This window comes from Priestia sp. YIM B13489 (genome assembly GCF_042787645.1).
GTDB classification, from domain to species: Bacteria; Bacillota; Bacilli; order Bacillales; family Bacillaceae_H; genus Priestia; species Priestia megaterium.
In genome coordinates this window covers 1,094,192-1,109,407 of record NZ_JBHZOQ010000053.1, presented here as the reverse complement: position 1 = coordinate 1,109,407, position 15,216 = coordinate 1,094,192, and the positions used below count along the sequence as shown (strand labels likewise).

19 protein-coding genes are annotated in these 15,216 nt (G+C 35.5%); 3 read left to right on the top strand and 16 right to left on the bottom strand.

Annotation, left to right across the window (positions count from 1 at the left end; genetic code table 11):
- Positions 1 to 57: 57 nt before the first annotated feature.
- From ACFX4W_RS11485 to ACFX4W_RS11475, 3 genes are all read right to left on the bottom strand, one after another.
- A complete protein-coding gene (locus tag ACFX4W_RS11485; protein ID WP_377559399.1) occupies positions 58 to 750 on the bottom strand; it encodes a hypothetical protein in 693 nt (230 codons plus the stop codon).
- 58 nt (positions 751 to 808) lie between these two features.
- Entirely contained in the window at positions 809 to 1,003 is a 195-nt protein-coding gene (locus ACFX4W_RS11480) for a DUF5659 domain-containing protein (RefSeq protein ID WP_377559398.1), read from the bottom strand.
- Positions 1,004 to 1,558: 555 nt separating this feature from the next.
- The gene (locus ACFX4W_RS11475; RefSeq protein WP_377559396.1) at positions 1,559 to 2,041 is read right to left on the bottom strand and encodes a hypothetical protein; all 483 of its coding nucleotides are present in this window, start codon (positions 2,039 to 2,041) and stop codon (positions 1,559 to 1,561) included.
- Positions 2,042 to 2,226: 185 nt separating this feature from the next.
- Here ACFX4W_RS11475 and ACFX4W_RS11470 point away from each other — a divergent pair, with 185 nt between their 5' ends.
- Positions 2,227 to 2,460: a helix-turn-helix domain-containing protein gene (locus ACFX4W_RS11470; RefSeq protein ID WP_098907054.1), complete on the top strand. Its 234-nt coding sequence runs from the start codon at positions 2,227 to 2,229 to the stop codon at positions 2,458 to 2,460.
- A 31-nt stretch (positions 2,461 to 2,491) separates the two neighbouring features.
- Here the strand turns inward: ACFX4W_RS11470 and ACFX4W_RS11465 are convergent, their stop codons facing one another.
- From ACFX4W_RS11465 to ACFX4W_RS11430, 8 genes are all read right to left on the bottom strand, one after another.
- Positions 2,492 to 2,674, bottom strand: a complete 183-nt coding sequence (locus ACFX4W_RS11465) for a hypothetical protein (protein WP_098907053.1) — start codon at positions 2,672 to 2,674, stop codon at positions 2,492 to 2,494.
- Between the two features lie 195 nt (positions 2,675 to 2,869).
- On the bottom strand, positions 2,870 to 3,862 hold the full coding sequence (locus ACFX4W_RS11460; RefSeq protein ID WP_377559395.1) for an excalibur calcium-binding domain-containing protein: 993 nt from the start codon (positions 3,860 to 3,862) through the stop codon (positions 2,870 to 2,872).
- 20 nt (positions 3,863 to 3,882) lie between these two features.
- Positions 3,883 to 4,545, bottom strand: coding sequence for a hypothetical protein (locus ACFX4W_RS11455; protein WP_377559394.1), 663 nt, complete (start codon positions 4,543 to 4,545; stop codon positions 3,883 to 3,885).
- A gap of 40 nt (positions 4,546 to 4,585) precedes the next feature.
- The gene (locus ACFX4W_RS11450) at positions 4,586 to 5,344 is read right to left on the bottom strand and encodes a hypothetical protein (protein ID WP_377559393.1); all 759 of its coding nucleotides are present in this window, start codon (positions 5,342 to 5,344) and stop codon (positions 4,586 to 4,588) included.
- 36 nt (positions 5,345 to 5,380) lie between these two features.
- Positions 5,381 to 5,938, bottom strand: a complete 558-nt coding sequence (locus ACFX4W_RS11445) for a hypothetical protein (RefSeq protein ID WP_377559392.1) — start codon at positions 5,936 to 5,938, stop codon at positions 5,381 to 5,383.
- Positions 5,939 to 6,027: 89 nt separating this feature from the next.
- Positions 6,028 to 6,804 carry a hypothetical protein gene (locus ACFX4W_RS11440; protein ID WP_377559391.1) on the bottom strand — a complete coding sequence of 259 codons (777 nt, stop codon included), beginning with the start codon at positions 6,802 to 6,804 and terminating at the stop codon, positions 6,028 to 6,030.
- A 160-nt stretch (positions 6,805 to 6,964) separates the two neighbouring features.
- A complete protein-coding gene (locus ACFX4W_RS11435; protein WP_377559390.1) occupies positions 6,965 to 7,972 on the bottom strand; it encodes a tyrosine-type recombinase/integrase in 1,008 nt (335 codons plus the stop codon).
- Positions 7,973 to 8,343: 371 nt separating this feature from the next.
- On the bottom strand, positions 8,344 to 9,276 hold the full coding sequence (locus ACFX4W_RS11430; protein WP_162214226.1) for an alpha/beta hydrolase fold domain-containing protein: 933 nt from the start codon (positions 9,274 to 9,276) through the stop codon (positions 8,344 to 8,346).
- Positions 9,277 to 9,476: 200 nt separating this feature from the next.
- On the opposite strand from ACFX4W_RS11430, the gene ACFX4W_RS11425 reads away from it, so the two are divergent.
- Positions 9,477 to 9,752 (top strand): DUF948 domain-containing protein, encoded by a 276-nt coding sequence (locus ACFX4W_RS11425; RefSeq protein WP_162214225.1) that lies wholly within the window; start codon positions 9,477 to 9,479, stop codon positions 9,750 to 9,752.
- Between the two features lie 33 nt (positions 9,753 to 9,785).
- Here the strand turns inward: ACFX4W_RS11425 and ACFX4W_RS11420 are convergent, their stop codons facing one another.
- The 3 genes from ACFX4W_RS11420 to ACFX4W_RS11410 all read right to left on the bottom strand — a co-directional run bounded on the left by ACFX4W_RS11420 (position 9,786) and on the right by ACFX4W_RS11410 (position 12,014).
- A complete protein-coding gene (locus ACFX4W_RS11420) occupies positions 9,786 to 10,634 on the bottom strand; it encodes a YihY/virulence factor BrkB family protein (protein ID WP_162214224.1) in 849 nt (282 codons plus the stop codon).
- Between the two features lie 188 nt (positions 10,635 to 10,822).
- The gene (locus tag ACFX4W_RS11415; RefSeq protein ID WP_013056997.1) at positions 10,823 to 11,026 is read right to left on the bottom strand and encodes an alpha/beta-type small acid-soluble spore protein; all 204 of its coding nucleotides are present in this window, start codon (positions 11,024 to 11,026) and stop codon (positions 10,823 to 10,825) included.
- A 127-nt stretch (positions 11,027 to 11,153) separates the two neighbouring features.
- Complete coding sequence (locus ACFX4W_RS11410) at positions 11,154 to 12,014, bottom strand: dimethylarginine dimethylaminohydrolase family protein (protein ID WP_162214223.1); 861 nt, start codon at positions 12,012 to 12,014, stop codon at positions 11,154 to 11,156.
- Positions 12,015 to 12,220: 206 nt separating this feature from the next.
- Here ACFX4W_RS11410 and ACFX4W_RS11405 point away from each other — a divergent pair, with 206 nt between their 5' ends.
- A complete protein-coding gene (locus ACFX4W_RS11405; RefSeq protein ID WP_165575144.1) occupies positions 12,221 to 14,392 on the top strand; it encodes an MMPL family transporter in 2,172 nt (723 codons plus the stop codon).
- Between the two features lie 45 nt (positions 14,393 to 14,437).
- Here ACFX4W_RS11405 and ACFX4W_RS11400 read toward each other — a convergent pair whose 3' ends face one another.
- Together ACFX4W_RS11400 and ACFX4W_RS11395 are read right to left on the bottom strand one after the other, a co-directional pair.
- Positions 14,438 to 14,737, bottom strand: a complete 300-nt coding sequence (locus tag ACFX4W_RS11400; protein ID WP_013056994.1) for a YxcD family protein — start codon at positions 14,735 to 14,737, stop codon at positions 14,438 to 14,440.
- A complete protein-coding gene (locus ACFX4W_RS11395) occupies positions 14,725 to 15,180 on the bottom strand; it encodes a hypothetical protein (protein WP_043982395.1) in 456 nt (151 codons plus the stop codon). The genes ACFX4W_RS11400 and ACFX4W_RS11395 overlap by 13 nt, the downstream gene beginning before the upstream one ends.
- Positions 15,181 to 15,216: the final 36 nt, after the last annotated feature.

The window sequence follows — 15,216 nt, the reverse complement described above, 5'->3', positions numbered from 1 at the left end:
TGACAATTATCTCGGATGAATTGGACTTAGTTAGAAACGCTGATTTAATAGGCTTTCTCAAGCTAGTGCTGATACCTTCTTTTTCGTGTATAAACACACATTTTCTTCGGATAAATACACATGATTATTGTACTTGGTAAATTTTAAGCTTTCATTCACGTTACCTTTTTTCACCTCCCATTCACCCGTCTCTTCAAGTCTGTGTTTCTCAATTTTGATGAATTTATGTTTTTTAAGTATGTAGTTGTGCTTTATAACTGTGTTTTTAGTAACTCCAGATTCCTTGGCAATTGTTTCTTCGCTTGCAAATGAGTAATGTCTACTTAAATTTGTGTAATTAATATGTGATTGATAGACGTACAACATTCGAATACCTGTATATCCAATTGCGTCAATAATATTAGGGTTTATTACATCGCTTGCAAACTGCGTAAACCATTTTACATTTTGATTCTTTGGTATGTACTTTTCATTAATAATCATTAAAGTTGAACCTTTTCGTGGAAGCTTATCTAATTTATTTAACATGTACCCCTTCTCATAAAGTTTGTTGTAGGATTTCTTCAATGTGTCATTATCCTTAATCCTCAAGATACTTTTAAGCTTAGAATGATCAATTTTCATTTCCACTTCCTTGATATAAGTGTGATGACTAACCAACCTAGTGTATAAAACGAAATCCAATGGTTTTAAATCCGTATCCCTTACAATTTCTGTGGAAATTTGAATCCTGCTAATTTTCTTTGTCATTATGTTATCCTCCGATTATTTATAGTTTAATTTCGCGTATGTATTAACTGCTTAGTTTTTATTTCTTCATTTTTAAGTATGTATTGACTGTAGATAGTACATGAGTGTTATTTGGAAAGAAGTAAACAAACCTATTTGTACTATTGTTATGCTCTTTGACTTTTAACAACTTACACCCATTCTTCATGAGGTAACCTGCCATTCGTTGACTGAAGACTACATAATCCTTCTCAGATTCTTCATTAATAACCATTTGAATCACTCTCTTCATTTTTGTAATTGATTTACTTATTCAATTTTCAAAGAACGTTTATAAAACAAAAAATTATTACATAAAATCACCCCCTTTTATTTTCTAGATAAAATTAACCTTTTATATAGAAGATACTTAACTGGCTTTTGCATATTCCCATGCATTAGTTTTCATTGTTGTTTCCTCCCCCGAATGGTAAAATACCTCAAATAGTAGTTAGTCGTTTTTTCGTAATCTATTTATTACGTTCTTAGACTCAAACAGGGAGTTTAGGAAAATTAGTTGTTGACTTTGTCGCTGTCGATGATTTATAATAACGTTAACAAATAAAACTAATCCGCCTAGATAGGTTCATCCCTGTCTGAGCATTCATAATAGGTAACACAAAATCAGCAATGTGGCGTTGCTGTAAAACTTCATACTAAACGTGAGAGTGCAATTAGATTGAATGGCGTAAGAGGAAAGTTTGGCGACAATCCCCTTACTATTGCTTAGAAAGTTTGGCGACAGACTAGGCAATTTTTCATCCGTTCTTTGATTGTACTATTTTAAATTTCATTTGTAAATAATTTTCTGATTATTTTCGACAATTTCATCTTCAAACACCTCTTCGATATTACCAACTTCAATTTCATAGTTTACTATTGAAAGTTCTACATCTTTCATATCGTGATTAACTACTGTTACATTACCCATTGATAAAAAGCAGTCATTGAATGTTTCTTGTGCATAATCTTCTGCTTTTTCATATGATACTGCTTGAATATCCTGCATCATCACTAGATTCACATTTCCACAAGCCTTATACTCATTCTCAAATTCGTTGTAGATTTCCTCAATTTCAAAATCGTTATCACACCATCTAAAGCTCATTTTCTCACCTGTGACTGTCATAAATTCGATGTCAGTATTGAAACGCGTTGTAAAGCTGTTAGTGTTAATTGTAGCTTTCTCCCATGCTTGCTCCATGTTTGCAGTGAAGATTGTGTTCACGTACTCAGCTTTCACTTCTACAACTACATTATAAGTTTTTAGCATTTCCAAACACCTCTTTCTAATTTGTTATCCGTATCTCAGATAACTTATCCTTATATTACTAGCTAATTTATTCCAAGTCAACTCTTTTTTAAAATTTTCTTAAATTTTATCTCTCTATATAACAACATTTAGTTATATCTAACTCAGATAACATGGTGTATAATTAAAAGAGAGGTGAATAAGTGATGATTAAATTTAAGTTGAGAGAGATATTAGCAAAGGAAAGTATGTCTCTAAATCAATTTGCTAAATTAGCTGGTATTCGCTATGAAGCAATATGGAATATGTGCAATTACGAAGAATTAGCAGCTCAAGGAAAACCAGTGAAGTTAATTTCTGTAAAAGTACTTGATCAGATTTGTGAAACACTTGACTGTAGTTTAGAGGATGTTGTTGAGTACATACCAAATAAAAAATAACCACCCAAAATCTAGGAGTGGTTATTTTAATTCATACATGTAACTGTTGCTCAAGGTCTCTTTTAATCATGCGGCTAATCTTTTCATAAGCCTTCACTTCTCCTTGATAAAAACACGCACTATTCCAATCTTCTCTCTTTTCCGCGTCTTTTCTCCAAGCGTTAGATTGTGCTATTAGCTTATCAATGTGTTCAATAAATTTTTTTCTTTCCATTCTTCCACCTACTTTTAGTATAATTGGAAATATTTATATGAACGGTTGATAAGTAATATTTCTAGAAATCGGTAAGAAAACCTGTTAAATTTTGTTATAATGCCCGAATACTTTTAGGAATAAAAGAAATAACCCCCAGTAATGGAGGTCATTTCTTTTAATATATTTCCTTTTTATACTCACCCTAATGAGTTATTACTGATCACAGCCAATTCCATCACCGTCACGGTCAAACTTAGCTTGGAATCCTGCTTCACCTTGTCTAATTGGTGCTCTTCCTGCTGCACGAACCTCTGAACAGTTTTGGAATGTTGCTGTCTGAGTTTGTTGTTGCTGTTGTTGAGCCTGCGCTTCTGCCTGAGCTTTTTCTTCCGCTTCTTTACGTGCTTGTTCTGCCTCAGCTTGTTGTTTAGCTTGTAACGCTTCTTGCTCCTTTTGTTTCTGTTCAGCTACACGTTTTTCCTCAGCAATACGATTTGCTTCTTCTTGTTTACGTTTCTCTTCTGCTGCTTTAGCTTGAGCTGCCTCTTGAGCTTTCTGCTCTTCTAATCTCTTAGCTTCCTCTTGTTTCTTTTGCTCTGCCTGCTTTTGTTCATCAGCTTTCTTTTGAGACTCTTCCTTCTTAGCTGTTTCTTTCGCTTTTTCTTTCGCTTTTTCTTTGTCTACAGAAGCAATTACCTTCTTCTCTAAATTAGGACTCATTTCCACTTTCTTAACCACATCATCTTTATCATCAAATGTTGCTTGAATCCATTCTCCAGATTTATTTGTATCAGCATACATATAAACATGATCTTTCATCTTGGTAGTAAGATAGCCTTTCATTACAGTTTCTTTGATGAATTTAGACTTATTAACTCCGTCTTCAGGGTCTTCTACATTAACCATCTTATAAACAATTCCTGCTGCTTCTACAAACTTAAGTGTAGGTTTTACAGTTGCATTTGCTGTCTTAGCTGGTTTCTTTTCAATTCTCGCTTCACGTTCTTTTTGCATTTGAGCTTCTTGTGCTTTCTCTTTTTCTATTTGATTCCCACTAATAATTGCACTTGGCAGGAATACTACTAAGCTTCCTAACGCAATCAAGAAATACTTTTTAGAACTTTTCTTAACTATCAATCTAGCTATTCCAATGATTAAAAACAATGCACAAGCCAACGCACTAATTACAATTAAGAAATTTAACATTCTCTTCTCTCCCTCAATACTTATTGTACTGTTACAAATTTATCAAACATTTCTTGTCGCTTGCTTGCATTGTAGATATATTCATCAGAGAACTTACTTCTCCATGCGTCACTATCTTCACCTAAGCTTTCAATCTTAAATCCTAAGTAGTTGTTTAATTCTTCTCGTGTAATCTCTGTAGAGTAAGTTTTACCTTCAAATGGTAAAGTTAATGAAACTGATTCTAACCCTTCAAATTGTTTCAGCAATCTCGCTGGTTCTCCTACCATAATCTTTTGAATAGCCTCTCCACTTTCAAAGTACATTTTGTAATCATCTTCTGTAACTCTGCTATTAGGATTTTCTGCCTTGTACGCTGCGAATGAATCAGCATATTTAACAATAGCTTTATTTCCATCTTGTAACTCGGTAGTAGTAATAAACGTACCACCTGTCAAGCTTCCAGCGTACATATTGAATTGACTTTCATCTACAGTAGGAGACTCTTTTTCTTCTTTAGGTTCCTCAGTTTTTGCTGTTGTTTCTTTTGATTCTGTATTAGTTGTATCTTCTTTAGGCTTAGTTTCTTTTTGTGGTTTTGTTTCCTCTTTCTTTACTTCTTCACTAGTTGAAGTATCCTCTGTCGTACTTGAGCAAGCAACCAACATTCCGCACATAGCCATAGCAAACATAATTTTCTTCATTCTCATTTCTCTCCCTCTACTAGATATATTGTTTTGTATATTACTGCAAGCCAAACTGTGATTTCTGAATCACTTTAGCTGGACTACCTTGGAACATTACGAGTGCATTAGCTCCTAAATCTCCTTCACCCATCCACGAATACATTACAGTATAATATTGATCTCCTTGAGCACCTGTTTCAGAGTTAACTTCTCCTTCACTACCAACGATCTGAGCTACTTGCTCTACAGTCATTCCATTTTGAATCTTATCAAATTCTGCTTTACTCATCTCTGCTGCATTGGAGCTTGACGCTTCCTCTTGAGCTTGTTGTTCTTCTTCAATTTTTGCACTTTCTTCTTCGGCTTTCTTATTCGCTGCATCTATTTTAGCTTGAGCTTCTTGTTTAATTCGTGCTGCCTCTTCTTCTCTAGCTTTCTTATCTGCTTCAGCTTTTTCAGCCTGTTCTTTTTTAAGAGCCTCTTGTTTTGCCTTAGCTTCTTCCTCTTGAGCTTTCAATTTAGCTTCTAATTCCTTAACTTTAGCATCTGTTTCTTCTTTAGTTGCTACATCTTCTTTATTTGATTCTTCTTTATTTGATTCTGTAGTAGATTTTTCAGTTTCTTCTTTCTTAGTTTCATCTGCTTTACTTTTTTCAGGTTGAGCCTCTGCCGTTGCTTGTGTAGCGTTTTCTTTTTTCTCTTCTTGAGGCTTAGATTCTTCTTGCTTAACATCTTCCTTACTGGTAGAATTTTCTGTAGTGTCAGAACACGCAGTCAACATTCCACATACTGTCATAGCAATTATCATCTTTTTCATATCTTATTTCCCCCTTTTTTAATTAACAAAATTAACTTATACAGATTCTCTATATAACTCTTTCTTTTTTAGCTGTAATATCACATTCTCTTTATATGGGATATCTACAGTGATGCAATATTTAACGATTCTTTTTTCTTTATCCGCCTTTATCATCTCAGCTATGCTTGGCACTTTTTGAAACTTTTTATCTCGAACAGCTTTAAAATGATTTCTAAAATCTTCTTCAGTACAATCATTCACCTTGATAAAATGCTGAATTAACTCATCAAACTGTTCTTTAGTTGTTCTACTAAATGTAAAACCCAAATGGTGAAAAGCATGACACCTTTTACAGATCAAATCTATGCCTTCAAGTGTACAAATTAAATTATCTTCATCATAACGTTCAATTTCATGCATCTCTAGATATCTTAAATTCGCTTCATCTGGTTCATATCCACATATTCTACACTTACATTCTCTCTCTTCCAAAATTTTCTTTCTAATTTTACTCCACAAGCTTTGGGAAATATTTCGCTTTACACTGTGTCCTCTAAATGGGGCTGGCTTCCAATCCACTTTTAATTTAAAATTACTAAAGTCCTGTCTCATAGTCTGCTCCTTCAGCTATAATTATGTAACACATTTAAATTTTACTATATTTTTAGTAATTTTTTCAATTTAATTATTATTAATTCCTCTTAAAGTAGATTTAATTTCCAGTACTTAAATTGAGTATCGAGTTTCTTTTGGATAATACCGTAGTAGTAGCTAAATATTGATTTTTTAATCGTATAGCCAAGCTTGATGTTAACAATCATTTGTTTAAACGAGGTAATAGCCAATTCAACCTTATCTAGACTTGGATCATAGTCTACATATTGTCCATTAAAGTCATTATAGTGTTGTGTAGAGTACTTTACGCATTTCCATAATTCTAGTACTTGCTTAGGACTATAATAAGATTTTACTAACTCCTGAAATCTAATTGGAACATCTAGAATTACATTGTCCTTATACGTATCTATTAATATATTGTTAGTTTTAACTTGGCTAGTTTCTTGATTTGGTACGTCAATTGTCTGTGGTACTTCATTTACGGAAGATTGAGATTCAACTTGTTTAATTGATTGATAACGATTGAATACATAAACATTATGGCGTTGATTGGAGCCACAGAACGTGTTATGAACTGTTAAAATACCGTACTGTTTTGCTTTACGTAACATTCTTTCGAATGTTGATCGAGATATTCCAATCTCCTTGTTATGTGTAGCAGATACTAATGTTTGAATTTTAGCATTTGAGATACCAGCATATTTACATGAATATCTAATAAGACGTTTTAATCCAATTAACTCGCCTTTTGTAAATTGAGCCTTAAAATCTACCATCCATTGCTCGATATGATTGTTAAATTCTTTTACATCATTAAAATTTGATAAGTGTACAAATTGCTCAATGTTACCTGATTTCATTATAGTTTCCCCCAAAATATGATTTTAGGGTGCACCAAATACACCTATGACACTTGTTTTTTTCAAATAAATGTCATATAATTTCATTAGCTTATTTTGTGTATTTTAATACACCACTTAGAGGATGATGGTTGCAGCCATTGTCCTCTTTATTTTTGTTCTACTTTGAATTTCGTTTAATTATTTTCTCCTTTTGTTCCTCAATGAGATTTATCGCATTAAATTTTTCATGTTCATTCCTCACTGTTTCATCAAGTACATGACTATAAACACTAGCTGTGGTAACAAGATTGCTATGACCTAGTAACTGCTGTAACACACGTATGTTACCTGATTGCCTTAAAAACATTTCTGATCCAGTATGTCTCCATAGATGCGGATGAACTCTCTTTTTAATTCCTACACTCTTTAAAATTTTCTCTAAATGTGCTCTAAATGTAGAAGGACGTAACCTTTTACCGTCATTAGTAAGAAAGATGTACTCACTATTAAATAAGTCATCATTATCTACAATAAGTTCTTGTAGTAGCTTTGCTGTTTTTCTCGAAATAGGTACAATCCTAAATTTCTTTGATTTTGTATTTTGGAAAGTTACTGACCTCTTATCGAAATCAACGTCTTGTTTCTTCAGGTGTAAAGTCTCATCTACTCTTCCCAAGGTGTCTAGCAATGTATGTAAAAGCACATATGATCTAAATTGAGCGTAATAACTTTTATTAAAAGCCTTAAAGATTTGTTTTATTTCATCTACAGTTAGCGTTTCAACCTTATGCTTTTGGAACTTTACATTTCTAATTTCATTGAAGACATTCTCCGATAAAGCTCCCTCACGTTTTAAGATATTAAAAGCAGCACGTGTCTTTTGAAGGTAGTTATTAACACTAGATGCCTTTACTCCTTTTCGAGCAACCTGCTTAAAGCGGCTACTTGTATCAGCTTTTTCATGAAGCAACCAATTAATAAAATCTCTGGCATCATTTAAAGTGATATCATCTACTCTTGTATCTTTTTCAAAGAATGCAATTAAATCATTAAAAACGAGATTATATTGATTTAAAGTGGATTGAGCCATACCTTCTAAAGTTTTAATTTTAATAATTTTCTCTTTAGCTTCTTCAAGATTTATTTGAGCTACTTTTGCTCCCTTTCTTACTCGCTTTGCACACAAAAAGGCAACCCCCTTTGAATATGGAAGTTGCCTTAACAGTTCAGGTAGTTTTTTTATTATAGACAAGTTTCAGTCTTCATGACTATTTACCTATCCTTTAAAAACCCTATTATATCAACGTTTAGTAAGTGTTTTTTGAAAAAGAATCAGCTGACCTACTTGTTTTTTATCATTCAAAAAATCACCTTACTTAATGTAAATAAATGTTTTTATCCTACTTTTCTACTATACTCCAAACAAAATGACTTTAAAAGAGATAATGGGCTATTTTTTGAAACTCTTGTCAATCTTTTCTCCGTATCAATAAAGAAAAACAGCACATCAATGTGCTGTTTTTCTCAAGTTTATATAATTTATGACACTACATATCCTTAAATGGAATCAAATACTTGACGCAGTTGAGCTGCGCTTTTATTGATCGCCTGCTGAGCGAGTGGGACAAATTCATGAAACCCTAAAAACCCGTGAATCATTGTTTCATAATTTTCATAGGTGACGGGGACACCGTGATTTTTTAATGCGTCCGCGTAGTCTTTTCCGCTATCTCTTAGAGGATCATATTGTGCTGTAATAATGGTAGCGCTTGGTAGACTCGATAAATCTTCTAGTAATACCGGAGCGTTGTAGGGATGCTGTTCTTCTTCTTTATTATTTAAGTACTGAAGGCGAAACCAATCCATAAGATCTTTTGAAAGAAGATATCCTTCGGCGTTTTCTTTCATAGAGGCAGGGTGCTGATTTTTAAATCCTACAGACGGATAAATAAGCAGCTGATGAACAATGGATGGACCTTGTCTTTCTTTTGCTAAAATGCTTACAACCGCAGCAAGGTTGCCACCGGCACTGTCGCCCCCGACGGCAATTTTGTTTGAATCGATATTTAGCTGAGACGCGTGAGCTGAAATCCACTCCAAGGCGTCATAGGCATCGTTTACTGCAGCGGGAAATTTATCCTCAGGAGCAAGACGGTAATCAACAGACACTACAATACAGTTTGTTTCATTTGCATACGACCTGCATATGGAGTCATGAGTATCCAGGCTGCCTAATACCCAGCCTCCTCCATGATAATAAACAAGAGCGGGAAATGGCCCTGTTCCTTCAGGTTCATACACTCGTACAGTGAGCGTATGTTCATTTAATTCAATTTCTTTATTATATACTTTTTTAACCGCTTCTTTGGAAGGAGTTAAAGACATCTTTTCCATTTCTCTCAGCTGCGGGGGTGTAACGTCCTCTAAAGCAGGACGGGGCATCTCATTATATTGATTTAGAAATATTTGAATATGCGGATCTAACGGCATTCTTCTTCTCTCTCCTTTCAGGGTAACTCTATATGTAATGATGAATGAAATTTCAGAAAAAATCCAATATATTGTCTTCTCGGCAGACTTTTGTTTGTTTTGATTAAAAATGGGTATAACAATTAAATAAAGAGGATGATATTCGTATATATTTTATTCTCACCTATATAAATATAAATACGTACAAAGGAGGCACACCGATGATTATTGTTTATATAAGCTTAGCTGTTGTTTTGGCATCATTTGCGTATCTTATTTACGCAGGCGTATCATTTAATAAAAAAATCAAGCCAACTGTGAACTCTGTAAATGCCACTTCTCAACATCTTCAAAACGAAACTGATCATATCAAAGAAAAAACAAATCATTTAAAAGTAACACAAGCAGCGATTAAAACCGATGTACAGTACAAAAAAGATTCGGTCAAATATACAGCCAACTCATTTAAACAGCTTGTTAATAGCTTTAAACGTTAAAAAAGGAAACCTCTATAAAGGTTTCCTTTTTTATTACATCGCCTGAGACGTATCTTTAGGAGGCACAGCCGTTTTGTTTCGGTGATAAATAGCGTTAATCTCTCCTCCAATAACGAGAATTAACCCCGTTAAAAATAGCCAAAGCATCAGAACAATCACGCCTCCCAAGCTTCCATAAGTAGCAGAATAATTGCCAAAGTTGCTTACGTAAAATGAGAACCCTAAAGATGTCAGCTGCCATAACAGCGTAGCAGCGAGCGCTCCGGGCCATACATGGGCAAAAGGAAACGTTTTGTTTGGAGCTAATCTGTATAATACGGATAAAACAAGTACCATAATGCCGACACCAATAATCCAGCGCAGAATATTTAAAACCACTGTTGTACCTGAAGGAAGAGAAAACCACTCGCTTATCCAATTTAACAAAACCCCTCCGAACACTGGTAAAAGAAGCGATACAACAATTGTTACAATTAATCCAATTGTTAAAAGAATGGACAAGCCTCTTACTTTAATAAACGAGCGCTGTTCTTTCACGTCGTAGGCTTGGTTCATTGCACGAATAAAGGCGTTCATACCGTTTGAAGCAGACCAAATGGTTCCTAAAATCCCTACAGTCAGTAGCCCGCCGTTTGGTTGGCTTACAAATTGAGCTACGTTATCTTTAAAGATTGCAGCCGTTTCTCCCGGCATAACGCTTTGAAGGACATCGATTGCCTCTTCCGGTTTAATAGATAGATACGGAACAATCGATATCAGTAAAATAAGCATAGGGAATAATGATAGCATATAATAATAGGCTTGCTCAGCCGCTAGTCCCGTTGCTTGGTCTTCTTGAATTTCTTTACCAAGACTTTTTCCAAATGATAATAGCTTTTTCATGATAAACCTCTACTTTCTCTTTTTTTGTTCTTTTCCCATTTTATGCACTTTTCAACCTTGAAAGTGGAGAATTTCAAGCAAAATCTCAAATCAAACGATCAAGAGAAAGTAGAATGATGTTTCCTACACAAAAAAGTTCCAGCTCAAAAGAGCCAGAACTTTTCATCAGAGTGTTTATGTAGAGCAGACTAGCGAATGTGTCCTTGTGCACCACTTAATTGCTGTTGCGCCATTGCAACAAGATGCTTCGTCATTTCTCCACCAACAGAACCATTTGCACGAGCTGTTTGCTCAGCGCCAAGCTGAACGTTAAGTCTTCCCGCGATTTCCGTTTTTAGCTGATCAAGAAGCTGTTCAGCACCTTGAACTAAAATAGGATTACGATTTGCCATGTTTATCACTCCTTTCCTTCAACAGCTTATATAGGTTAATGTTCCTTTCACTTGAAATTTTATACAACATCCCTCAAAAAAAAGATCCCTGGCTATCGCCGAGATCTTTTTTTCTTTTTAAGCTTTTTTACACTCGTTCAAGAGGCATTGTGCAGCAGCGGAAAGAACCGCCCGACTTAATAATTTCAGATATATCAACTTCAATTACTTTATAGCCCCGTTTCCTTAACTCTTCATTCACTTCTGTATTCATTGGCAAGCTGATCACCCGCTGATTACCGATTGATAATACATTGGTTCCCATCGTAAACTGCTCTTCTTTTGTTACTTCAATTAAGTCATATTTCATGCGAAGTAAATTTAATTCTTTCTCATGTAAAGCGGGTGAAAATACGAGCGCTTCTGTAGGTGATAAAATATTTAACACACAATCAAGGTGAAGATAAGACCGATCAATAGGAATCGGAACAACCTCATAGGCTGGAAGCAGCTCTTGGATATGCTCCACACCTTCTTTACTTGTACGGTCGCTGAGCGCAATAAAAATAGCTTGTCCATCAATCAGCACATCTCCTCCTTCAATAGGATGGTCTAGTACCTGATGGAAAGGAATATCTTGCTGCTGCAGCCAATCGGCTAGCACTTGTTCTTCTCCACTTCGAATCTCGCTGCCCATTTTCGTGACAATAACGGTGTCTCCGAGCGTATAGCCAATATCCCGCGTAAATACTTGTTCTGGAAATGGCTCTTGTGCAGGTAGCCCGATGACTTCCACTCCTTCTTTTTGAAGGCATTCAACAAATTGACGGTGCTGCTTTGAAGCCAAGCTCTCATCAATATTTTCATCCGCATAGTGCTTTTGTGTTTCATTAATAATTTCTTCAATTTTCATATATGTAGGTGGGCAAACGACCACACGTTTTAATGTATCATACTCATTTTTACACCCATAACTATTCGTCATTTTAGCTGGCTGTTTCATTTGCATCTTTTTAATCCCCCTTCGTGCATTTATGTACAGTGTTCCCTAAATTACCCGAAACATAAACACGATTTTGCTGAGGAAGCACCCCTGCGCATCTATCTAAAAAGCTTTTTCAGGCAAGAAAAACAAAAAAACACAATACTTCTTCTAATTACAATAACTGTTAGTATAAAATAGTCTAGTAACTGTACAAAAAATTGGAGGTTAATATGAATAAAGTAGCGAACGCATTATATGCGAGCAGGAAAATTTTATTAGTACTATGGATAATCCTAATTATCGGATTTGGCTTTTATGCGGCTAAGCTTCCTTCTGTGCTGGGAGGAAACGGATTTGAAATGAAAGGAATGTATAAAGATACCGAGCAGCTTTTAGTTGATAAATTTGACGTTAGCGAAGCTCAGATCATCGTTTTGTTTGAAAAAAAAGACGGAGTTTCTGACTCGAAATTCCAGCAAACGATCGCTCAGTATATGCAAAAAGCAAAGGAAAAATCAGACGCGTCGAAAGTCGACATACCAACGGCTTCTAACAAGATGATAAAAGGAAGCACAGCGTATGGAATTATCCATTTTAATCACGATGATGGCACGATGGATAAACGAGTGGAAAAGATCAGAACTCTTTCAGCTGAAGAAAAAGAAATGAGTGGAAAATTAACCGGTGGTCCTATTATTGAAAAAGATATGAATACAGCAAGCCAAGCTGATTTAGCAAAAGCGGAAGCCATTGGTATTCCTGTTGCTTTAGTTGTGCTTCTTCTAGCTTTTGGCGGCGTGGTAGCCGCTGCAATCCCTCTTATGATAGGAATTGTAACCGTCGTTACCACCATGGGCGTTGTCTATTTCTTTCATCCGTACACAGAGCTGTCCATCTTTATTTTAAATGTGATTCCAATGATTGGATTAGCTCTTAGTATTGACTTTGCCCTTTTATTTATTAATCGCTTTAAAGAAGAAATTCAAACAAAATCGGTAGAACAAGCAATCAAAATTACCATTCAAACAGCGGGACGCTCGGTCATCTTCTCAGGATTATGCGTATTTATTGGATTAGCGGGAATGCTGTTTATTCAAGTGGATATTTTCCAAAACGTCGCTCTTGGAGGAATGGCTGTTGTTTTTATTGCTGTGTTTTCAGCTCTTACGCTTCTTCCTTCCATACTGGCTATATTAGGTACACGCATTAATCGTTTACGCATCTTAAAAGTCAGCGAACAAGGCGGTCAGTCTAGGTGGCGTTCATTCGCTACATTTGTCATGAAAAAGCCTGTAACTATGACGATTGTTTCTCTTATCATTTTGTTAGTAGCACTTATTCCCGTTCGAGACATGCATCTAGAAATACCGTCTTCAGAAGCGCTCCCAACAAAATACGAGTCTCGTCAAGCTTTTGACACGTATAACGATACGTTTATAAATAAAAACACGGCAGACGTTTATTTTGTGCTAGAAGCTAAGCAAGATATGCTAAATGAAAAGCCTTTAACAAATGCCTTTACTTTTATAAAACAATTAAAAGAAGATTCGTTAGTTAAGCAAGTCGATTCTATTTCTACCGCTTTAAACGTAAAATCAAGTGACCAGCTTCAAGCTATGCTGGAAAACCCGCAGATAAGTGCACAGACAAAGCCAGCTGTAGATTCGTTCATTAACGGACATTATATGCTCATAAAAGCTACGCTAGATACAGACCAAAATTCAGATCAAGCAAAAGATTTTGTTCGAAAATGGAAAGACAAACGGTCACCTTTCACCGTTCATATTGGCGGCTATCCAAAATTCGAACAGGAAATATTCGATGAAATTTATGAGAAAGCTCCATATGGTTTGGCTCTTGTTTTATTTTCAACGTATGTCATTTTAATGATTGCTTTTCGTTCTGTCCTCATTCCTTTAAAGGCTATCATTATGAATATTTTAAGCTTAACAGCTACGTTTGGTTTACTTGTATGGCTGTTTCAAAATGGACATTTAGGTCTTACCGAATCTAATATTGCTTTAGTGCTGCCGGTCTTTGTTTTCGGCCTTGTATTTGGGCTTAGCATGGACTATGAAGTCTTTTTAATTTCGCGCATTCACGAAGTGTATCATCAAACCCGCGATAATAATGTGGCAACGGTAGAAGGCCTAGCTTCCACTAGTAAAATCATTACGAGCGCTGCTTTAATTATGATTGTAATTACAGGGGCCTTTGCTTTTACAGACGTAACGCCTGTTAAACAAATGGGTGTAGGAATTGCTTTAGCTATATTTATCGACGCAACGATTGTCAGAATGCTTCTTGTCCCTTCTCTTATGAAATTGCTTGGAGATGCCAACTGGTGGTTTTTCACTAAAAAACGCGATAAGTCCAGTTCCAACGAACAGTTAAAATCATAATAAAAAAACCCGCTCACTTGAGCGGGTTTTGCATTGAAGGCTTCTTTATCGACTTAATTTTGCAAAAGCGATAATGCCTTCTTCATCGTCTAATTCCAGTTCTAGTCCTGCTGCGTATGGGTCTACGTTCATTTCCGTATCCAGCCAAAAGCGCAGGGCTTCAATAATGTTCAAAGTAATATGAACCTGCTTACGATCATGCACGTATGACTCTGCTGAAAAACCGTAGTCATCATCATACATTAGCTCAATCTCTACTTCTTGAGGCTGAACTTGTTTCTTTTCTGCGATATACAAACACATCGCATTGATAATATCTTGTTCAGAAATTTTTATTGTCTCCAAGATTTCACTTCCTCATTTTTACGCTTGTTGCTACGTACGCTTTGGAATAACTTTACTACAAGAAGAATTAAAGCTACAATCACGAGCATGTTTACCATAAAGCCTAAAATTGGTCCTAATGGTCCTAAGCTTGATAGTAAGCTTCCGAATAATAAGCCCGCAATCCCTCCCATTAAAAGACCTTTCATTAAGCCGCCGCGCTTTGAGCTAGCCGCTGTACTTTTAGATGATGAGTTTTTAGACGTATTGTTTTGCTTAACTGAATTATTGTTATTGTTTTTAAATAAGCTTGATTGGTTATTGCTTCCGCTGTCAAAAGAGCGCTTTCCTGACTTATACCCTTTTGCGCTTGCTACGTTTGAACCGTCATGAATAAGTGATCCACCGACTGGTGAAAACACAACCGCTAATGCGATAAATGCGGCCAATAATTTTTTTACCATTGTTTTCCCTCCACTAAATGACTAACGTCACATATG